17 protein-coding genes and 1 pseudogene are annotated in these 21,689 nt (G+C 30.5%); 17 read left to right on the forward strand and 1 reads right to left on the reverse strand.

All coding sequences use genetic code 11. The annotated features are described in order from the left end of the window. Positions 1 to 187: 187 nt before the first annotated feature. On the reverse strand, positions 188 to 2,200 hold the full coding sequence (locus GXK57_RS12315) for a methyl-accepting chemotaxis protein (protein ID WP_160676484.1): 2,013 nt from the start codon (positions 2,198 to 2,200) through the stop codon (positions 188 to 190). A gap of 1,105 nt (positions 2,201 to 3,305) precedes the next feature. Between GXK57_RS12315 and GXK57_RS12320 the strand changes: the two genes are divergently transcribed. The 17 genes and pseudogenes from GXK57_RS12320 (at position 3,306) to GXK57_RS12395 (ending at position 21,621) form a co-directional block, all read left to right on the forward strand. Continuing rightward, the gene (locus tag GXK57_RS12320; RefSeq protein WP_160676487.1) at positions 3,306 to 4,583 is read left to right on the forward strand and encodes a helix-turn-helix transcriptional regulator; all 1,278 of its coding nucleotides are present in this window, start codon (positions 3,306 to 3,308) and stop codon (positions 4,581 to 4,583) included. A gap of 83 nt (positions 4,584 to 4,666) precedes the next feature. Further along, the gene (locus tag GXK57_RS12325) at positions 4,667 to 4,807 is read left to right on the forward strand and encodes a hypothetical protein (RefSeq protein WP_160676490.1); all 141 of its coding nucleotides are present in this window, start codon (positions 4,667 to 4,669) and stop codon (positions 4,805 to 4,807) included. Positions 4,808 to 5,402: 595 nt separating this feature from the next. Then, the gene (locus GXK57_RS12330; protein ID WP_160676493.1) at positions 5,403 to 5,768 is read left to right on the forward strand and encodes a VOC family protein; all 366 of its coding nucleotides are present in this window, start codon (positions 5,403 to 5,405) and stop codon (positions 5,766 to 5,768) included. Between the two features lie 388 nt (positions 5,769 to 6,156). Beyond that, entirely contained in the window at positions 6,157 to 6,336 is a 180-nt protein-coding gene (locus GXK57_RS12335; RefSeq protein WP_160676496.1) for a hypothetical protein, read from the forward strand. A 433-nt stretch (positions 6,337 to 6,769) separates the two neighbouring features. After that, on the forward strand, positions 6,770 to 8,527 hold the full coding sequence (locus tag GXK57_RS12340) for an ABC transporter ATP-binding protein (RefSeq protein ID WP_160676499.1): 1,758 nt from the start codon (positions 6,770 to 6,772) through the stop codon (positions 8,525 to 8,527). Further along, entirely contained in the window at positions 8,517 to 10,229 is a 1,713-nt protein-coding gene (locus GXK57_RS12345; RefSeq protein ID WP_160676502.1) for an ABC transporter ATP-binding protein, read from the forward strand. Before GXK57_RS12340 ends, GXK57_RS12345 begins: the two co-directional genes overlap by 11 nt. A 155-nt stretch (positions 10,230 to 10,384) precedes the next feature. Continuing rightward, complete coding sequence (locus GXK57_RS12350; protein WP_160676505.1) at positions 10,385 to 11,371, forward strand: phosphotransferase; 987 nt, start codon at positions 10,385 to 10,387, stop codon at positions 11,369 to 11,371. A 45-nt stretch (positions 11,372 to 11,416) separates the two neighbouring features. After that, positions 11,417 to 11,599, forward strand: coding sequence for a hypothetical protein (locus tag GXK57_RS26350; RefSeq protein WP_202127720.1), 183 nt, complete (start codon positions 11,417 to 11,419; stop codon positions 11,597 to 11,599). Beyond that, positions 11,530 to 12,007, forward strand: a pseudogene (locus GXK57_RS12355) (IS1595 family transposase); the annotation flags it as partial. The gene GXK57_RS26350 and the pseudogene GXK57_RS12355, both read left to right, overlap by 70 nt. A gap of 112 nt (positions 12,008 to 12,119) precedes the next feature. Then, entirely contained in the window at positions 12,120 to 12,596 is a 477-nt protein-coding gene (locus GXK57_RS12360) for a GNAT family N-acetyltransferase (RefSeq protein ID WP_160676508.1), read from the forward strand. Between the two features lie 350 nt (positions 12,597 to 12,946). Then, the gene (locus tag GXK57_RS12365) at positions 12,947 to 13,828 is read left to right on the forward strand and encodes an Rpn family recombination-promoting nuclease/putative transposase (protein WP_160676511.1); all 882 of its coding nucleotides are present in this window, start codon (positions 12,947 to 12,949) and stop codon (positions 13,826 to 13,828) included. A 433-nt stretch (positions 13,829 to 14,261) separates the two neighbouring features. Further along, positions 14,262 to 14,831 carry a non-canonical purine NTP pyrophosphatase gene (locus tag GXK57_RS12370; RefSeq protein ID WP_160676514.1) on the forward strand — a complete coding sequence of 190 codons (570 nt, stop codon included), beginning with the start codon at positions 14,262 to 14,264 and terminating at the stop codon, positions 14,829 to 14,831. A gap of 316 nt (positions 14,832 to 15,147) precedes the next feature. Further along, on the forward strand, positions 15,148 to 16,443 hold the full coding sequence (locus tag GXK57_RS12375) for an IS30 family transposase (protein ID WP_160676517.1): 1,296 nt from the start codon (positions 15,148 to 15,150) through the stop codon (positions 16,441 to 16,443). Between the two features lie 435 nt (positions 16,444 to 16,878). Further along, complete coding sequence (locus GXK57_RS12380; protein WP_160676520.1) at positions 16,879 to 17,166, forward strand: hypothetical protein; 288 nt, start codon at positions 16,879 to 16,881, stop codon at positions 17,164 to 17,166. A gap of 293 nt (positions 17,167 to 17,459) precedes the next feature. Beyond that, on the forward strand, positions 17,460 to 17,702 hold the full coding sequence (locus GXK57_RS12385; protein WP_160676523.1) for a hypothetical protein: 243 nt from the start codon (positions 17,460 to 17,462) through the stop codon (positions 17,700 to 17,702). Positions 17,703 to 17,731: 29 nt separating this feature from the next. After that, positions 17,732 to 17,881 carry a hypothetical protein gene (locus tag GXK57_RS12390; protein ID WP_160676526.1) on the forward strand — a complete coding sequence of 50 codons (150 nt, stop codon included), beginning with the start codon at positions 17,732 to 17,734 and terminating at the stop codon, positions 17,879 to 17,881. A 473-nt stretch (positions 17,882 to 18,354) separates the two neighbouring features. Next, the gene (locus GXK57_RS12395) at positions 18,355 to 21,621 is read left to right on the forward strand and encodes a DEAD/DEAH box helicase (protein ID WP_243156417.1); all 3,267 of its coding nucleotides are present in this window, start codon (positions 18,355 to 18,357) and stop codon (positions 21,619 to 21,621) included. Positions 21,622 to 21,689 lie beyond the last annotated feature (68 nt).

Consider the following 21,689-nt stretch of genomic DNA (forward strand, 5'->3'; position numbering starts at 1 on the left):
CTTGAACTTTGGTAATTGATGTGGTTAGTGTTATGTGGTTCAATTACAAAACTTAATTTATAATTGTTCAATAATAGCCGATTTTGGGAATTATCGGGCAAGTATAACTAATTGTTTTGTCAGAAACCCTATATGGATGTACTACTTCATAATAAAACTTATATTTTTACATTTAAATAATACATTTTTACAAGCTGAATTTATTTACCAAGTCAGATAATTTAGAAGACTTGTTTCTATTTTCTGCAGAATTATTTAATATAGTTTCTTTTCTTGTATTAATGTTGTTCATATTATCAGCTATAGTTACAGACGATTCAGAAACAGCTGAAATAGCTTGTGTAAGTTCATCCATACTTGTAGCTATAGTTTCTATTGATTCAGAAATTTCACCTGAAATATCTGAGAAGTCTGATGCCATATGTTTAACATTAACTCCTGCTGACTTATAAGATAAGGCCACATTGATCAATTTCTTATAGTCATCTAGTATGTCTTTTTCTACTACTGACAGTAACTCGGATGAGGTACTAGATAAATCTTTAACCGCATTTAAAGCCTTATCAACATTTTGTTGTATGTCAATAACTCTAGCAGAAGATTCTTCCGCTAATTTTCTTACTTCATCTGCTACCACAGCAAAGCCTTTTCCGTGTTCTCCAGCTCTGGCAGCTTCTATTGAAGCATTTAGAGAAAGTAAATTAGTTTGTTCTGAGATATCTAATATGCTGTTTGTCATTGATGAAATATTCTCAACTATTGATATTCTATCTAAGGCTTCTTTCAACTTTATGCTGCAATTTTTATAGAGCTCTTCAATGTTTTCTTTTGACATAATAGTTTCAGAATGGATAGCAGTTGCATCCTTTTCGATTTTCTTTGCTAATTCAACGCTTTCACTAGCTTTCTTAACCATAACCTTTGCATTATTGCTTATTTGCTGTGAAGTAGAGTTAACCTCATGTAGAGAAGAATTGCATTCTTCCATGCTAGCTGATATTTCTTCTGTTGTTGCTGCTGATTCTTCTAGTTCAGAAGACATTTCAGCTAGCATTAAGTCTATTTGTTCACTGCTAGAGCATATTTCATTACTATTAAGCTTAACCTCTTTTATTGTAGAGTCTAACGCTTCAACACCTGAATTTAAAGCCGCTATAACTTCTCCAAATTCATTATTAGTTTTTGCTTTTCCCCTATAGGATAAATTATAAGAAGATAACTCTGATGAATACTGCTTAACATTATCTATTTCAGATGAAAGGTATTTTCTTATAAATATAGAAAGTGCTATACCAACAATTATAAATATAACTGTTAAAAACACCTGCTGTACTGCAATATCACTAATTCCACTTAAAATATCCTTTTCTGAAGCAACAAGGCATATAGACCATGGAGTATTTGATACTTGTGTATGAGAAATAAAAATACTAGAGTCTTTCAAATTAAGCTTTTCAACTGATGTAGAATTAGAGTTTATTTTCTTTAAAATGTCATTAAGATTGTTACCGATGACTTTATCAGAACCACTATTAAAATATTTCAAAAAGCTAGTTCCATTTATTACTACATCCATCTTTTGATGAGCAACAAAATTACCAGAACTATTTAATAAAAATGCATAGCCTTCATTTCCCATTTTTACAGATTGAACGATTTTATTTATATCATCTAATTTTATAGTGCCACATAGGTAGCCTAATATAGAACCTTTAGAATCCTTAATTGGAGTAACAATAGTTGTTATAGATTCCTTCTGGTCCTTTCTAATAAAAGGTTCAGTGATGAAAGAGCCCTTTTCCTTCATTGTCTTAAAGAAACCATCTTGTGATTGGTCCTTAATTTCTGATGTTGCTGCGTAGTACCCCTTACCGTTAATATCCATAATGAACATTCCATCATAGTTCCATTTTTTTATTTCATTTAGTAATAAAGGCTGTTGCACACTCCAATTCATTGATTGTATTTCTGGCAATGAAGCAATGTAATTTAATTGTTCTTGCCTGTGGTAAAACTCCCTTTCTATTGAAGCAGCACTATCCTTTGTTCTCTCTATTAAGGTATCATTCATAGTGTTCAATATATTTGTTTTTGTCTTGTAGTAGGATAGTAGAGAGGATACACAACATATAATAACAACCAAAACTATTATTTGTAGCATTATTGTATTTCCAACACTATAAAACTTTCTTTTTTTCATATTTTCTTTCCTCCTAATTTGTGTAGTTAATTTGATGCTTTAAAACAGAAGTTTTCCTATGAGTCAAACTATAAGTTATTTAAAGTAGAGTATTAGGACAAGTAATCATTTTTATAGACTCATACGGAATAACTAAATAAGTGTAAATTGTGTTGCTAAAAAATTAGGGACATAATTGCAAGTGTTCTTAATCAGAAAAATAATTTAAACTGATTGTGCTATTTAGAAATAATTGTAGTTGGAAGAACTTATTCTTATTTTTACAGATTAAGAATAGCTAACTGTATCTAGATACAAAAACTTAGGACAAATAATTCAAAAGCGAAGTTGTTTGTTTTAAGTGTGTAGAATTAGTATTTATTCTTTTGGTAAATCAAGCAATAAAAAATATAATTTGATTTGCAACTTTTTAGTGACAGAATTGCTTTTATGCAAACGCTTGAACAAAAGGCTGTACTAAAGCTTAGAAACAATGGCTAAATTGTGGGTTTCTAATCCATGGCGTCATTAAAAAAAGTATTAATAGTACAAGCATCTTAATACAACTTTATAAATACCAATGTGATTCTATCCAACAACTTGTAAGTGATAATTATTCTAAATACAACATCATGAAAAAACACATTATTTATATCGATGTTTTTCTGTATTTCTTTACTAAGTTTTAACATGAAAAGTTATATAAATGAATTAAATGCATATGTGAATTAAATAACTAAATAAATAATAATGTTAATTTTTTAAGCTTAGTGTATATAACTACTCAGTTCATTAATGGATGGTAAATGCCTTCAAAACGGCATTTTATCAATAAATTCTTAAGAAGTTATAAATATTTATTTTTAACAATATATCTTCTTTACATTTTAAAAAGTTAAAAAGTGTCACCGAAGGATATTGTTTGAGCTAACCTATATACATGAAAGTTGATAAGAAATAACTAAAGTATAGCTGTATTGGGAAAAAATACTTGGATATTTATTTATAAAATTGAAAAAAATAAACAGAATTTCTTCGAAATAGATGTATTTTACAAATCCTTAGTATATAATTAATAAGTGTAAAATAATAACAGTAATAAGCTAAGGAATTAGGGGTGAGAAATTTGGAGTTTTATAATCCAAGTGAAAAAATAAAACTTATGAGAAAAAAGTTTAGGGTTAACCAGTCCGAGCTTGAAGATGTAAATATGACTAGAGCTTTTATAAGCATGATGGAAAGTGGCAAGAGAAACGTAAGTAAAGCTAGCTCTAAGTTATTGGCTGAAAAATTTAATCGTATCGCTAGCAGAATTGCAGTAAAATTAGAGCTAGATGATGAGTATTTTTCAAGGACACCAAAAGCGGATGCAATTTATTATTGTGAGAAGCAGTTGGAAGATGATATCACACATAACGAGTTAAAGGATCTCATTAAGATTGCTTCTGATTTTAAATTGGACGAGCTGTTAGCAAGAATGTATAAATTAGACGGAGAAAAATATTTTACTGACAAAGATTACAAAAATGCATTTTTAGCATTTCGTAAGTCAATCGGAAAGTATAAGGAGCTTAGAGACAATATAGAACAGATCGATTTATATCTTTCATTAGGAAAATGTAAGGCTAGTATAGGGGATCATGAGGACGCTATACACTATTTTGAGGAGGCTATAGCTTATTCATTAGAAGAGGGAAATAAAAAAACATATTATAGGGCCAATGTTAATTTGGCAATATCCTATACTAAAACCAAGCAATACCAGAAGTGTTTAGATATACTTGAAAAGTATATCTTATTAGAAAAAGAAGAAATGGAATTAGATGTAATAGTTAGAGCTAGGGTAACAAAAGCTAATGTATTATATGAGAGCAAGGAATATGAGAAAGCGCTTAATGAATATTTAGAATTGGTAGATATTGTAGATGGGATAGATGAAATTAGACTTGCAGTACTATATAACAACATTGCAGAGTGCTTTTATGAATTAAATGATTATGATAATAGTTTGAAATATATAGATATGGCTCAGCAGATTAAAGTAAGAATCAGCAAGGAGTCTTTGGCACATACGTTAAATACAAAGGCAAAAATATTATTTAGAAGAGGGTTACATTCAGAAAGTATACTTATATTCAAGTTAGCTATTGATCTGGCAGAGCAATTTAAAAATTTTGAGGCACTTATCGAGTGTTACAAAGATTTAGTACTTGTTTATGAGTCTATTAATGACGATATTTCTATACAAGAATCTATGAATAAGTTATTAGAAACACTAGAATTTTATGATATAGAGTGTGGTAAGGCATATGCTATTTTAAAGCTGGCAGAAGTCTCTGCTAGAGATACACATAACAAGGAAACTGTAGATTTATTAAACAAATTAGAAGTTTTATTGAAATAAATTTAGATTATTATGCCTCATATTTTATGGAAATATGTGTATAATGTAGTATAATTGTTATATACGATAAGGAGGTAGGAGATATGAAAAATAAACTTTTTAAAGGGATAATATGCTTATTATTATTTAGTATGGTTGCTATTCCAATTGTAAATAATAACAGTTCAAACGTTGGAAGTACAGTAGTTACGCCTATGAGCATTGAAGACCCAGGATATTTTTAAAGAATAGATTAAGAGCTTATGCCAAATTATTTTAGATGTTTGCATAAGCTCCTTTTTATCCACTATGAATACTATATAAACACTAAAGTAAAAAAGGAACTCATATTAGCAAATACTAATAAAAAACACATATAAGAAGTTAAAGATTTATATGTAGTGGAGATTTATGTAAAATAGGCTTTTATTTAAGGAAGATATAATTTAAACTATTATATATGTATGTATTAAAGAAATGTGGGTGGCCATTTTCTTAATAACTGGAGAAATGAAAGTTATTTATAGGGCTATGATGCTTAGTAGTAAACATATTTAGTGATTAAACATAAAGATTTATATATAAGAACATACCATTTAGAGCCAAGATCTGTTTTCAAAGCTCTTATTTTTATGAAGTGAAAGTTTGAAAATATAAAGTTTATAATTAAGAAGCTTATGTATACAATGATAACAACATTTATTTAACACATAACTATAGGAAGCTAAATATGTATACAGAAGGTATACATAAAAGAAATAAATTATACTTAAGTGGATAAACTTTAAGTTTAGTGAAGATAATCTAGTAATAGAGGATTAAGAAACGGAGGAAATATAAATGTTTAAAAGTGGAACTATAACTATCATAGTATCTGATATAAAAAAAGCGGTGCAGTTTTATGTGGATACTCTTGAACTAAAATTGCAAGCGCAAGTTGATGGGCATTTGGCTCAAGTGGAGGCACCAGGACTTTCAATTACTTTATTGAACCCAAATGGTGATCAAAAAATTGAAATTAAAAAGTCTGAGAGTATTTCAATTGGGTTTGAGGTGGATAACTTAGATTCAACAATGGAGCTACTAAAAGCTAGAGGAATTGAATTTGAAGCTGTTAATGATGGTAATGCTGCTAGATTAGCGTACTTTAACGATCCAGAGGGTAATTCGTTATACTTAATTGAGGTAAAACCACAAGCTGTATAAGAGGAGTTGACTTTAAAAATAAATTAATAGCACACATTTATATCAATGAGAATATTATATAAATAGTAATACTACTTATATAATCAGCTAGCTATAAAAATAAATAATAAACATATCAACTTCCAAGGTATAGTCTGTTTGCAAAACTCTTTTGTTTCTGAGAGAAGAGTTTAGTTTGAAAATATGAGCTTTACTAGGAAATGGTACGTATATAGACACTAATGCCGTAAAAGTGAAGAGTAATTTTTACGGCATTTTTGTTTTGATATAATTCTAGAAGCTGTGAATAGGTAAATCATAGATAAAAAAGCTCTTTGCCAAAGAAAAATTGAATAAAAGATATTTTACTTACTATATAAAAGAAATTTATAGGAGTGGAGTTGTTTTGATGAAGAGGTGTTTATATTATTTAGCTGCTTTTCTAATAGTCGTAGCAGTCTTTTGTGTACTATGCTTTATTTATAATGAAAACATAGATGCTTTGATAACCTATGATATAAAGTATGTAAAATTAGTAAAGACACCGGTTTATAGCCCAAATGATTTTAAGTATTTTTTAGATTATTAAACTACGATATAATCCATATAAACGAACATACTACTTCAAGCAGAAACTGAAAAGATAACTTTGCTGAATAGACAAAGTTTTAATTTGAATAGGTTTCAAAATGGAGTAGTATGAATACATATCTTCTTTGTTTATGCTTCACAGCGGTGACAAGACTCATATATAATCAACCTCCTTAATAATAGTTATTTTTTACGAAAACTTAAATTATAATTTTTAAAAGATGGCGGTTTATGGTGATTTTCGGCATGTATAAATTGATAGTTACGTAAGTAACTCTATGGTATCTGAAAATTAGGTTTAATATAGCTACAATTCATAAGTCATAACTTCATCTATATTCCTAATATTAAGATATATGCAAGAAAGTTACAAGTGGGGTATAATAAGAAGGTGCCTTTTTATAGGAAAGTTCTAGAGCGAGGTGATGGTGTTGGAAAAACAACTAGAAAGAGGAGAATTGCTTAAGGTATATTTTTGGACACTAAGCTATTTTAAGCCTTTTTTATTACAAACTTTTGTATATGTGTTATGTGGTGGGGCGTTGATTTTTGGTGAATTAATGATTCCTCGACGTATGGGATATTTAATTGATAAGGTTATTCCACTTAAGAATATGGGGCTTTTGATAAAGCAAGTGTTGTTTTTATGTGGGATTGTAGTGTTGATATTGATTGTAAAGTCAGTATTTAATTTACTAGAACAAATCATAGCTAATAAAATTACTAAAAATCAGCAGATTGACTTAATGGTGAAGCTGCAAAAACTAGGCTTCTCTTATTATGAAAAAGTACCTACAGGACAAATCTTATCTCTATTTGAAAACGCTGTAAAAGAAACACAAGAAACCTATACCTTCTTATTTCCTAATTTTATTTATTGTCTGGCACAGTTTGTAGTGCCATCTATTATTTTAATTTTTGGACAACCTATATTCTTTTTGGCGGCAATGATTGGAAATGTTATATATGTATTTCTAAATAGATTTGCAAATAAAAAGATACATTATTATTTAGGCATTGAAACAAAAGCAGCTCAGGTATCACAGCAGTCCTTATATGATTCTATTGTAGCTAGAAGTGAATTAAAAGCTATGGGAAGCAAAGATTGGTTTATAGATAAAACTATAAAAGATTTTGATGAATATAGGGTGGCAAGAATGTGGTCAATATTTTGGCGGCATTTTCGATTTACTACTGTTGGATTCACATTAACTATTTCTACGGTATTGTTTTATTTTTATGGCTTAAATTTGATACAAAGCGGTAGGTTACTCACTGGTGAGTTAATTGGATATAGCTTTTTAATGGGAATTGTATCCCGGGGATTTTCAGTGTTCTTTTATATTATCCCAGCTCAGCTTCATGCACTTAATTATGCAAAATATTTATATGACTTTTTAAAATTAAAGCCAGATGTTATAGAGGATAAGAATAGCTTAAAAGTAGAAATTGATAAATTTGATGTTGAGTTTAATAAGGTTTCCTTCTCTTATAATGATGATAAATCTATCCTAAACAATCTATCGTTTAATATTCCAGCAGGGAAGAAGACAGCTAAAGTTGGGGAAAGTGGTAGTGGTAAGTCAACTATATTAAAACTAATAGGAAGATTTTATGATGTTACTGATGGAGAAATTTTAATAGGAGGACATGATGTAAGAAAGTTAAGGCTAGAGAGCTTAAGACAAAACTTCGGCTACGTATTTCAGGATACTTACTTATTCAATATGTCGATTAAAGATAATATTAGGTTTGGTAATCCTCATGCAACAGATGAAGAGGTTATAGAGGTGGCAAAAAGTGCCAGTGCTCATGAATTTATCATGGACACTGAAGAAGGCTATGATACCTTAGTAGGTGAACGGGGCGTTCGTTTATCAGGAGGGCAAAAACAACGTATTTCCATAGCTAGGATGATGCTTAAAAAGCCTGAAATTATTCTGTTAGATGAAGCTACTTCCGCGCTGGATAATGTAACAGAAGCAGCTATTAAAAAATCCTTAGAGCAGTTGGCAGTTGGGCGAACAGTTGTTACTGTAGCTCATAGGCTTTCTACCATTAGCGAATATGACTCAATTATAGTACTGGAGCAAGGAAACATCGCTGAACAAGGTAGCTATAAAGAGTTAATGGACAAGAAAGGGCTGTTTTATGGGCTTGTAATGAGAGGTGCTACAAATGTTGTCTAGTATGTCATTTATGATTAAATATATAAATAAGAAACGCTGGCTTATATTGGGGTATATTGCACTTTTCTTAGAAAGTGTTACAGGAATTGTTACAATCCTATTACAACGTGATTTAATTAATGAAGTCTTCATTGGAAAGCAGTATGATAAATTTCCTGCGTTACTAGCACTTTTTGCTGTTTTCTTCTTTGGTCCTAAGCTATGGTTTACCATTAGAAAAGTTGCCTTTTTCCATATAGGCTATCAGGTTCAAAGTTCTTTAACAAAGGATTTCTTGCTAAAAATCTATGATATGCCAACTGGGATCTTTAATAAAGAACATGTAGGTAAGCTATTAAACCATATGAGAAGCGATATAGCTGATGCCAGTGACTTATCCATCAATCAGCTACTTTCAGAGGCAGTTAAAAATGCAATTACTATCTTATTGCTTTCATATTCAATAGCTCATATTAGTTTTATAATGCTTTTTGTTGTAATAATAGTGGCCATTTTTTATTATGCACTACTACATAAATTTGGTGAAAAAACTAAGAAGTTTGCACAGTGTGTTAGAGAAGAAAAAGCTAAAGTTTCCATTACCGTTGAAGAAAGTATTTCATCAGTGAGAGAAATAGTAGCATATAACCGCCAAGCTTGGCAGCTTAAGAATTATGAAAAAAAGTTCAGCGACTACTTTAAAGCTATATTAAAACAGGGAATATTTAAAAGTAAGCTTTTGTTTGCAAGTGAACCTTTTCTTTTTGGAACAAAACTTGTAGCAATCTTTTTTGGTGCTATAAGTGTTATTTCAAATAAGATTTCACTAGGTGATTTCGTTGCCGGCTTTGCTCTTGTAGACCAGCTAGTAACAGAACTAGGGCAGTTTTTTGATCAAGCCTTCGCAGGCAAAAGATTAGTAGCATCTGTAGAGTGTATCCAGTCTGTAATGATGAAGGAAAGTACTAAGTTTGGCTCAAAGGATTTTATCGGAAATATTACTTCAATAAAGTTTAAAGAAGTAACCTTTAGCTATTCAGAAGAGGCTACACCAGTGCTTAATGACTTATCTATTGATTTTCCAATAGGTAAGAAGATTGCTATTGTAGGGGAAAGCGGTAGTGGAAAGTCAACCATAGCACAATTACTACTGAGAGCTTATTCACCAGATAAAGGAGAAGTTTTAATTAACGATGTTCCTATAAACTTCTATGGAAAACACTATACAGACAAAGTTTCAGTGGTTTTCCAACAACCACATTTTCTTCCTTCTTCTATTAGAGAAAACCTAGTATTTGATAAAGAATACGATGATATAGACCTTGAAAAGGTATGTAAAGAAATGCTTTGCTATGATTTTATAGCAGAGTTTCCTAACAAATATGAAACTGAAGTTGGTGAGCGTGGTACTACCTTATCCGGTGGCCAAAAGCAAAGACTGGCCCTAGCAAGAGCACTACTTAAAAATACAGAAGTACTTATACTAGATGAAGCAACTTCAGCCTTAGATACAGAAACGGAATATTGGGTTCAAGAGAATATTGATAAATTAAGAAAAGGTAAGACAACCATTATAATAGCTCATAGGATATCAACTATTCAAAATGCTGATATTATCTACGTTTTAGATAAAGGAAAGGTTGCAGCCAAAGGAACACACGAAAGTTTAATTAAAGAAAGTCCTGTGTACAACAAGCTATATAATGTCCAGAAGATCTGTTAGATGTATTTACATCTACAAGTTAAAAAGCATTGAATTTAAATGATAGAGCTTATTTAGGATAAAAAGTAATAACATAAGATAGCATCTATTTCTTAACCACTTAATTTCAACAATATTATTAAACATAGTGAAATTTATAAGAAAAGAGGAAAAGCATGGATTATACTATTATAGCAAAAGAACTTCTTGCATTATATACCATTTCTCGTCCGGAAATTCAATTTATCAGGCATAATGAAAATATTACTTTTAAAATAACTGATGGTGTGAACCATAAAAATTATTTATTACGTATACATAAACCTAGTACTGAAGGTCTATTTGGTGTGCAACATACATTAGAAGGTATAAAGTCTGAGATTAAGATTCTACAAGAGCTTAACCATAAAGGTTTACTTAATGCACAAAAGCCTATAGCTAATAATCTCGGAGAATATATAACTGAATATAAATTGGACAATTTTAACCATCCTTGTTATGCCACAATTTTAGAGTGGATAGAAGGGCATACTCTCACTCTTAAAGAGGATAATATCAAAGAAATCGCTTTTACATTTGGACAAAATCTTGCACTGTTTCATGAATCTTTAAAAGACTTTAAGCTATCAAAAGATTTCATAAGACCAATATATGACGTAGATAGAATTGATTCTGCTATTGATGAACTAAAATATTGTGTTGAAGTGGATCTATTTAGTATAGAGCATTATGATATTATCAAAAGAGTGTTGAATTTAGTTAAGAATCAAATAAAAGAACTCAATTCAAGAGAAGATGCATTCGGTATAGTTCACGCCGACGTGCAGTTGGGTAATATCGTGGTTAACAATAATAACCCCTGTATAATAAATTTGGGATTCTGTGGATTTGGCTACTATGCATTCGATTTAGGTAGTGCTGCAACTATTTTTCAAAGTGAATTAAGACATATATTTTTACAAGGCTATTCCTCTAAAGCTTCATTTTCTTTTGATGACCTAAAATATATAGAAGGACAAATATTTATGGATACATTTATAAGTTATGTTCTATTTATGAGAGATAATCAAAGAAACTCATGGATTAAAACTAGTGCATTAGAACTATGCGACACGCTTTGCAAAGATTTTTTAGAGGGAAGAGAAGTATTCTATTTACTTTAATAATCAGGGATGCTTTTATTTGAAGAAAAAATTTTGGTGATTATTTTGAGTAGATTAATTCGTTATGCAAACTTAAAGAAAATGAACCAGCAGGCTTTATTTCATTTGGGAAATATAGATACAGAAACGGAATATTGGGTTCAAGAGAATATTGATAAATTAAGAAAAGGGGTATGTCAAAGGAACAAGTCTGTATTGCTACTGCTATTGATAGGCAAGGTAATTTAATTATGGGCATGTAAAGGTAGAATTGCATCTAATGAATTAGAAACATTATATGAGGGGCATATAGGACATGATTCTATACTTTGTACTTATAGTCATAAAAGTTATATGCAATTTGCAAATGATTTATCATTAGAACACAAACGTATAAAAAGAGGTAAACATAAAGAGGGATCATATCATATTCAACATATTAATGATCTTCATAGCAATTTAAAGAAATGGATGAATAGATTTAATGGTGTTGCAACAAAATATATCAGTAACTATATTAAGTGGTTCAAATGGCTTCAAATATTTGATACAGATAAAGAGATAGTAAAGGCTAAGAACTTTATAGTTCAAAGCAATGTAACACATTCATATATCAAAGTAAAAGATTTAAAGAATAGAGAGCCAATGTATATATAGCATATGTGATATTTTGTAAATTATGTTATAATAAGCATTATGGAAAACTATAATTGAATGACCAATAGTAAATTATTGTGAACAATATGTTTTAATATGGAGAAATGGCACTATGGAAATAAAGATAATATCAACTGAAAACAGAATGCAAATAAATGAATTTATTATTTCTCAATGGTTTTCAACAGATATGGTGATTAGAGGAAAAATATTTGATATGACCATATTAGATGGATATGTTACATATGAAAACGAAAAAATTATTGGATTAATAACATATAGATTAGAAAATAACGAATGTGAAATTATGTCTTTAGATAGTTTAAATGAGAAACAAGGTATTGGAACTGCTCTTTTAAGTAAAGTTGTTAAAATAGCAAAGGAAAATAAGTGCGAAAAAATCAAATTAATTACAACTAATGACAATATAAATGCTATAAAATTTTATCAAAAAAGAGGATTTGACATGGTAAAGTTATATCATAATGCAGTTGATACTTCAAGAAAGTTAAAACCATCAATTCCTTTACTTGGAGATTTTGATATACCTTTAAAACACGAAATTGAATTTCAGATGTATCTGCTTTAGTAAGTGTTTATATACAAAAGAAGAACTTTACAATATTCTTATATTGAGTATTATAGGTGGACAATCTCACCTATAATTTTTTTAGGCTATATTTCAACATCATATTAAAACATAGCCTTATGAAAAACAATATATTTTTAAATGATATTAATCAAATATACTTTAGGGATGCTGGTATAGTTATTGAATTTTTAAAGGAAAAGGGTAAGGATAATATCATTAATGATATTGTTAATGCAGAATAAAATATAACTAAATAAAATCAAAGATAGGGTTTAAGGAAAGTAGGTTTATTAAGGGTCTTACTTGGTATATAATTAAAATAAAAGGATTAATGGAGGTGCAATCTTATGCTAAAAGGACTATTGGATCCTAAGGTAGATTTTGTATTCAAAAACATATTTGGTTCGGACAAAAACCCAGAGATACTTATATCGTTCTTAAATGCGATCTTAAAGCCCAAAGATAAGATTACAGCAGTTGAGATAAAAGGAAATGATATAGAAAAGCAATTTATCGAAGATAAGTATTCTAGGCTAGATGTTAAGGCAACTACTAGCAACAATGAAATAGTTAACATAGAAATACAGCTTAAAAATGAATACAATATGGTAAAAAGAAGTCTTTATTATCTAAGTAAAATGTATGAAGAGCAGTTAGGTGAAGGAGAAGAATATTCTAAGCTATGCAGGACCATCTGCATAAACATTTTAAACTTCAAGTATCTGAATACGGATAGGTTTCATACTGGATATAGACTAAAGGAAATAGAAACTAACGAAGAGCTGACAGATATAATTGAAATGCATTTTATAGAGATTCCAAAGCTGAAAGACAATACCGATGAAAAGGATATGCTAGTAGCATGGACGGAATTCTTAAAAAATCCTGAAAGTGAGAAGGTAAGAAGCTTAGAACTAACAGTGGAAGAGATAAGGCAGGCAAAAGATAAGCTGATAAAGATGAGTAATGACACAGTACAAAGAGAAATATATGAGATGAGAGCAAAAATACTAAAAGACAAGGTTAGTGCTCTTAATAAAGCAATGGAAGAAGGTATACAACAAGGCTTGCAGAAAGGAATAGAGCAAGGAATGCAGCAAGGGCTAGAGCAAGGTGAAAAAAATAAAGCTATAGCAATCGCTAAAAATCTATTAGATGTTTTGGATGATGAAACTATTTCATTAAAAACTGGTTTGCCGATAGAAGAGGTTGAAAAGCTTAGAAAATAATAAATAGCATGTTATTTTAATTGAGCCTGTTTGAAAGATAACAGCGGATAATTAGACTAGAAGAATGGGGAAATATACATTATAAAGAAATTGCATTGGATTTATTCTAATGTGATTTTTTATTATGTCCTTAGAGTTTGAAGAAAATCATCTGCTAAGAGGGTGGTGGGGGGTTGTTTATACAGTTAAAAAACTATGAGCAAAATCAAAAAAATGTTGCTTTTCAAGGTTTTTGGTACCAGTAAACTAACACTGATAATACAAAAATAAGAATAACGTAAGTTTTCAAGGCTAAGGATATAATTTTGATTCAATATAAATGGGATTATAATCCAGGTATTATGTATAATAAGAATATAATATATTGAATAACTTTAAATTATTAATATCTAAACTGAAGGTTATATTGGAAGAAACAGAAAGGGGTATATAATTGGATAATTCATTAATTTATGTTACAGGTAATAGTGTTAAATTCGAGGTGGCCTTAAATGCTTTTATCAATACGGGGATAAATATCATTCAAATGAAATTGGATACACCTGAAATTCAGAGCAAAAGTGTACAAGAAGTAGCAATGTATTCTGCTCGTTGGGCGAGCCGTCAAATAAATAAATCTGTTATTGTAACAGATGCTGGATTTTATATAGAGGCACTAAAGGGCTTTCCAGGTCCTTTCATCAAGTATGTAAATGAATGGTTCTCTGCTGATGATTTTATTAATTTAGTAAAAGATAAAGATAATCGTTCTATTATTATTCAGGATTGTTTAGCATATTGCCACCCAGATTCAGAACCTATTGTTTTCACAGGAACATATAATGGAACATTGGCTACTCAACCAAGTCTTAATGAAGGTACTTCAATAGAAAAAGTTTTTATTCCAGAAGGGTTTTATGTACCTATTTCTGATATACCACCTGAAGAAATGATTTCTTATTGGAGTAATGGTGAGATAATGAGCAAATTTAAGAATTACATTATTGAAAATCCAATAATATAAATTAAATTACTAATAAATAAATTACATATTGGTAGCTCTAACTATGAAAGTGGACAACTAATATTGTCTACTTTTATTTATGGAAGTTACAAATATTTGTTTATAATAGACTTTTATTTAAAAGAATCCATTCGTGAATTGTAAATCGAAATGCAATCATTCCGATTCAAAGTTTATTACTAATTCTTAAATTTAATATACATGCAAGGTGATCGCACCTCAGCTTACAAAAAGATTGGGTTATACCAGTCTTTTTTGTTTCCCTTAGTTTAAAATTCATATATCCTAAAATAGTTGGCGGCAGAATGGAGGATATATGTCTAAATTTTTTAATTATGAGGAAAGACTTGAATTACAAAAATTTCTAAAAGAAAGTCTTTCCTTCAAAGAAATTAGTCGCAGATTGGGTAAAAATCCAACTACTATTTCCAGAGAAGTAGGTAAATACAGCTCAGAAATTGCTACTGGCTATCCTGGTTATCCATTTAATGCCTGTAAGAACCGTTTTTTCTGTAGATCTAAAGATGTATGTGGTAAAAATTGTACCAGAAAAGCTTCAGTTTACTGTAGACTTTGTCAATCCTGTAATGATAATTGCCCAGACTTCATTTTAGAAATCTGTACTGCCAGGTTTCGGGTTCCCTACGTTTGCAATGGCTGTGAAACCCTTGGTAAATGCTCGCTATTAAAAAATATTTACGACGCGGAGCATGCGCATCTTAAAGCTCACGAATCTATCTCCCAGTCTAGGAGTGGTTTATGTGTTTCTGAGACTGAGCTAGATCTTTTGAATAAGATAATTTCACCACTTGTTCAGAACGGTCAATCTGTTCATCAAATTTATGTAAATCATGAAGATGAACTGATGTGCAGCGAAAAAACAATTTATAACTACATTGATGCATGTCTTTTTGATGTTAGAAATATTGATTTGCCACGTAAAGTAAAATTTCGAGAACGTTACAAAAAGCCAGAGTTTAAAGTAGATAAAGGATGCCGTATTGGTCGTAACTATGAAGCATTCGGTGCATTTATTGATAAAAATCCTGATACAGCAGTTGTTCAAATGGACTCTCTCATCGGAACAAAAGGAGGTAAATGCCTTTTGACTATTCACTTTGTTGATTGTAGTTTGATGCTTGCGTTCTTGCGGGATGCAAATACATCAAAGTCTGTTACGGATGCATTTAATCATCTCGATAAAGTGATTGGACATGAACTGTTTTCAGAGTTGTTTCCTGTAATACTTACAGATAACGGAAGTGAGTTTTCCAATCCAAGAGCCATTGAGTATCGAGATACGTTCCCGCTTTTGCGTACCCATGTATTTTACTGTGATGCAGGTAGTCCTTATCAAAAAGGTGCTATCGAAGTAAATCATGAATTAATTCGTCGAGTCCTTCCGAAAGGCACCAGCTTTAATCAGCTTACGCAGGAAGATATTAATTTAATGATGAATCACATAAACTCGTACAAAAGAAAAAAGCTGAACAACCGTAGCCCATACGAAACGTTCAGCTTTTACCATGGAGAAGAAGCTCTACATAAGTTAGGATGTTCACAGGTTGCCGCCAGTGACATCATGTTAAAACCTGCTCTTCTCAAAAAATAATAATAGAAACAGCGCCGCCAACAGCTCATAAAGAACTGAAATCAGGGGTGGATTCTCCGATTACAAAAAAATCGAGAGAGAATCGACCTCCATTTGACATGCTCATTTTTATTATAATACTTCAATAAAAACTAAAAATCAAACTGCATTTGGGTTACAAAAGCTGCGTTTTGTTTGCAAAACCTGCATTTCAAATACAAAAGTGGCATTTCGTTTACAAATATTCAATTGTAATTTTCAAATATTGCTTTTCAGTTTACAAAGTGGCTTCTCGTCTTTCTATTGACCTATTTAAAAGAATCCACCCAGTAAATAAGCACCTGAATTGTAATATGCATTGCATTTTGATATATATTTATTGCAAAACGATAAACAATGTTGTATGCTTTAGTTATATACAATAAAAATATTAGCTCAAATTAAGGTGGGGTGCAAATGAAAGATTTGTTAAAACTATTTGCTCAAATCATATCAATTATTTGTATATGTATATTTTTCTTTTTGGCAAAACTATGGGTTGATAACGACCAATTATTGCATGAAACAAAAGGCTTCATAATATGGGGACTATCTATAATTATTGGTGGCTCTATTGCGCTGATTATGAAGAAATATAATATTTCTAATTTACTATCAAAGATAACACTTATTGTAAGCGTACTATCTATATTTTTATTGATTTTAACAGGGCTTATCTGTTTCACTGTATCTTCAATGTCATAAAATTAATTTAATATTAAACAAGCTATCTTTAAGTATGGGTTTCGCTACTGCAATTATAAAGAACAAAGCCACCCACATTTATTAAATACATTCGAGTATACTATTTTTAATTAATATAGGCATTATTGATTAATTCAGTTAGCGGTAATAGGAAGGTTTATAGTATATGGATCATGTGATGAAAGAGAATTAGAAGTAAAATATACAGATAGGTACAATTACTTATAATTAGACTATGCATTAATTCCTATAGGCATAATTGCATCTAAAAAAGAATAAATTGGGGGGGTATTTTGAGTAGGTTGATTCGTTATGCAAACTTGAAGGATTCAGATATCTTAGGGAAGATACATTCAGAATCATCAAAAGCAGCATTCAAAGGAATTATTACAGATTATATTTTAGATGAAGTTTTCTCTGTATCAAGGAGAACAAAACGATTTATTACTGAACTAACAGAGGAAGAGATAAGACAGGCAAAAGATAAGCTGATAAAGATGAGTAATGACACGGTACAAAGAGAAAAAAAATACTAAAAGATAAGGTTAGTGCTCTTAATAAAGCGATGGAAGAAGGTATTCAGCAAGGAATACAGCAAGGCGAGAAAAATAAAGCTATAGCAATCGCTAAAAATCTATTAGATGTTTTGGATGATGAAACTATTTCATTAAAAACTGGTTTGCTGATACAAGAGGTTGAAAAGCTTAGAAAATAATAAATAGAATAATAGTTTAATTTAATCTGCGTTAAGTAGAATAACAAATAGTTAACCAAGAAGAGTCAGAAAATATATACTATGAAGAAATTGCACTGGATTTATTCTAATGCAATTTCTTTATTTATGTACTAAAAGATTGGAATATATGGATTTATACTTCTACTCAAGTCCTGATAATGAATGATAATAATTGGTATATAAAGTATTATGAAAGAAAGTTCTATATATTCTGTAGAAGTACATATTTAGTTACCTATTGCTATGTATTAGATATATGTTGAATGTGAATCAAGATTAAGGAGTTTGAAGAAAAGTCTACTAGTTCTATTTCCGAAAGTTTAAAGCTATAGATTTTTAGGCTATAATAAAAATAGAGATTTTATTTGGAAGAAAAAAAGATACAGTAATAATATCCTCTTTTATGTACATTTACATAGGAGTATCTTGAAAAAACTAGTGGAGGATTGGTTGTGAGAATAACAGAAGCACTAATAAAACAATGGACAGATGATATTACGTTTAAAAGAGCAAAACAATATTATGAGGGAAATTATATTGAACCTTTACAAATAAAGCAAACTGAGATAAGAGGTTTTAAAAAAGGTAAACAACTAGATATTTCTGCTAATGTAATTTCTTTTAATGGGTTTAATGCCAATTCAGTAAATATACAATGGGAGAGTATATCAAATCAGATACAGGTAAAGTGTAATTGTGAGGAATATGAAGAGGCTGGTAGTTATGAAGGTGATGTACTTTGTAAGCATATTGCAGCAGTGCTTTTAAAATATAGTAAGGAGTACCAAAATAATTTAAATGGGGCTTCAAAAAAATCTGATATAGACTCTTTAATTGAAGCTTTCAATGAAGTTTCTGAAATCAGTGAGGATTATAAAAGAGAACTGAATATGGAAATTAAGTTCTTTGAAGCTTTAGCTCATGAGAGACCTTATATTGAACTTAAATTAGGGCTGGAAAAAAATTATGTTGTGAAAAATATGAAGAAGTTCTTAAGTTCATTAATAAGTGGTGAAGTTGTAGAGTTTGGAAAGGGATTTACCTACGAGCCTAATTTACATAAATTTAATATAGTAGACGAAAAAATAATGGAATTGTTTATGGAAATAAGAGATATCGAGGGAGATCGTACTAGCTACTATGATTATTATAATTCTCATAACAATCCAATATTTAGTGGAAAGAAGCTTACATTAACGGATAGAATATTATATAAGTTTTTTAAATTAGCAAAGGAAAGAACCATTGATTTGACTGTAAATGGAACCGAGTACAAGGCTGCAAAGATTATAGAAGGTACCATGCCTTTAAAATTTAAAATGGGTATGAAAAGCGAGATTATAGAGTTAGAGCAGGAAGGGAATATACCCAAACCTCTAGATAAGGAATGCAGAGTATTCTGGTATGAAGGAAGCATCTATCTTCCACCGAAGAATCAATGTTCCTTATATTTGCCTATATATAAATTAATATCAAGTAAAAATAATAAAAAGGCGGTTTTCAGTAAAAAGGAAGGAGAAAAGATAGCTTCTTATCTTTTACCTAAGCTTAAAACTGTGGCTAAGGAAGTTGTGTTTGATAAAAATATTAAAGAGAATTTTTATGAAGCACCTCTTGTTAGTAAAATTTATCTGGATAAAAAAGACGATATAGTGACAGCGACCTTAAAATTTAACTATGATGAAATAGATATTAACCCACTAGAAAAAAGTGAGGCTAAAAACACTGATAAGATATTGATTCGTGATATTAAAAAGGAAGAAAATTGTGAAGGTATACTGAAAAGCTTTGGCTTCCAGGAAGAGCAAGACAATTATGTGATGAAAAACGAAAATAATATTGTGAGCTTTATTGCCGATGGAATATATAAGCTTCAAGATCTTGGAGAAGTATATTATTCAGAAAGCTTTAAGAACACCAAGGTTTATGGCAAATCAAGCTTAAAAGGTGGAATAAAGCTTAATGAGGATAATCTGTTAGAGTTTTCTTTTGAGCTTGAAGGGGTAAGTAGAGAAGAGCTTAAACATATATTCAGTGCCCTAAGAGAAAAGAAAAAGTATTACAAGCTTAAAGAGGGCGGTTTTGTATCTCTTGAAGATAAATCAATTGAAGCCCTAGGTGAGATGCTTGACTTTTTAGATATAAAAGACAAGGATTTAAGCAAGGAAAAGATACTGCTTTCAAAATATAATGCCTTGTATCTTGATGAAAAAATCAAAGATAAGGAAATGGATTACGTAAAAAGAAGTAAAAACTTCAGAGAACTTACCAATAATATACGAGATGTGAAAGATATGGAATATATGCTGCCTGAGTCACTAGACAGCATTATGCGTAACTATCAGAGAACAGGCTTTAAATGGTTTAAGACCTTATCAGAATATGGCTTTGGAGGTATACTTGCAGACGAAATGGGGCTTGGAAAAACCCTTCAAACCATAGCCTTTTTGCTGTCTGAAAAGGGAAATAAGCAATCTATGGTTATAGCACCAACTTCTCTAGTATACAATTGGCAAAGTGAGATAGAGAAGTTTGCTCCTGAATTGAAGGTACTAGTAGTAGCTGGGTCAAAGAAGCAGCGTGAAGAGATGATAAGCGATATAAATAATTGCGATGTTGTAATAACTTCCTACCCACTGATACGAAGGGATATAGAGGAGTATAAGGAGATTACTTTTAATTACTGCATTTTAGATGAAGCTCAACAAATAAAAAATCCATTTTCTGTGAATGCTACCGCTGTAAAAGAGCTTAAAGCAAAGGGTTATTTTGCGCTTACGGGCACACCAATAGAAAATTCTTTAACGGAACTTTGGTCTATTTTTGATTTTATTATGCCAGGTTATTTACTTACCCATGATAAATTCACAAAACGATACGAAACGCCTATAGTAAAAAATAGCGATGTAACCGCATTAAAGGAATTAAATAAGCATATAAATCCCTTTATTTTAAGAAGATTGAAAAAGGATGTTGTTAAAGAATTACCTCCTAAGATAGAGCATAAGCTGGTGGTAGAAATGACAGAGGATCAGAAAAAGCTTTATGCTGCATATCTTGCTGAAGCTAAGAATGTGATTGATGAAGAGATAAGAGAAAATGGTTTTAATAAGAGTAAGATAAAGATTCTTTCTATCTTAACAAGACTGAGACAAATATGCTGTGATCCTTCTGTATTTATAGAAGAATACGATGGGGATAATGGAAAGATGGAAGCTTTACAAGGGATTTTAGAAGATAGCATAGGTCAAGGACACAGGATACTTTTGTTTTCTCAATTTACATCTGTACTTAAAAATATCAGAATTAGACTTGATAAAAATAATATGAAATATATGTATTTGGACGGAAAAACTAAAAGTAAAGTTAGAATGGATATGGTTAAGGAGTTCAATGAAGGAGATGCAGAAGTGTTTTTAATCTCCTTAAAAGCTGGAGGAGCAGGGCTCAATTTAACTGGAGCAGATATTGTAATACACTTTGATCCATGGTGGAATCCAGCGGTAGAAGAACAAGCTACAGATAGAGCACATAGAATTGGTCAGCAAAAAACTGTAGAGGTTATAAAGCTTCTTACAAAGGGTACTATTGAAGAAAAGATATATAATCTTCAGGAAAAGAAGAAAGAAATGATTAAAAACGTAATGGATGAGGATATGAATGAAGATAACATCATAACTCAAATGACGCAAGAGGATTTGGAGAGCTTGTTTGTTTAATCCTACAGCAGGTGATAGAATAATCAGATTTGCCTTAACACTGAGGCGTAAAGGAAAGTTAAAAGATC

This window comes from Clostridium sp. C8-1-8, assembly GCF_009928445.1.
Lineage (GTDB): Bacteria > Bacillota > Clostridia > Clostridiales > Clostridiaceae > Clostridium_AR.

Bases quoted from the DNA above. Each gene is read 5' to 3' on its own strand.
- GXK57_RS12330 (WP_160676493.1), top strand. From the start codon at position 5,403: ATGTTTAAAAGTGGAACTATAACTATCATAGTATCTGATATAAAAAAA.
- GXK57_RS12345 (WP_160676502.1), top strand. From the start codon at position 8,517: ATGTTGTCTAGTATGTCATTTATGATTAAATATATAAATAAGAAACGC.
- GXK57_RS12380 (WP_160676520.1), top strand. From the start codon at position 16,879: ATGAAAGATTTGTTAAAACTATTTGCTCAAATCATATCAATTATTTGT.
- GXK57_RS12390 (WP_160676526.1), top strand. From the start codon at position 17,732: ATGGAAGAAGGTATTCAGCAAGGAATACAGCAAGGCGAGAAAAATAAA.
- GXK57_RS12350 (WP_160676505.1), top strand. From the start codon at position 10,385: ATGGATTATACTATTATAGCAAAAGAACTTCTTGCATTATATACCATT.
- GXK57_RS12335 (WP_160676496.1), top strand. From the start codon at position 6,157: ATGAAGAGGTGTTTATATTATTTAGCTGCTTTTCTAATAGTCGTAGCA.
- GXK57_RS12375 (WP_160676517.1), top strand. From the start codon at position 15,148: ATGTCTAAATTTTTTAATTATGAGGAAAGACTTGAATTACAAAAATTT.
- GXK57_RS12360 (WP_160676508.1), top strand. From the start codon at position 12,120: ATGGAAATAAAGATAATATCAACTGAAAACAGAATGCAAATAAATGAA.
- GXK57_RS12365 (WP_160676511.1), top strand. From the start codon at position 12,947: ATGCTAAAAGGACTATTGGATCCTAAGGTAGATTTTGTATTCAAAAAC.
- GXK57_RS12325 (WP_160676490.1), top strand. From the start codon at position 4,667: ATGAAAAATAAACTTTTTAAAGGGATAATATGCTTATTATTATTTAGT.
- GXK57_RS12315 (WP_160676484.1), bottom strand. From the start codon at position 2,200: ATGAAAAAAAGAAAGTTTTATAGTGTTGGAAATACAATAATGCTACAA.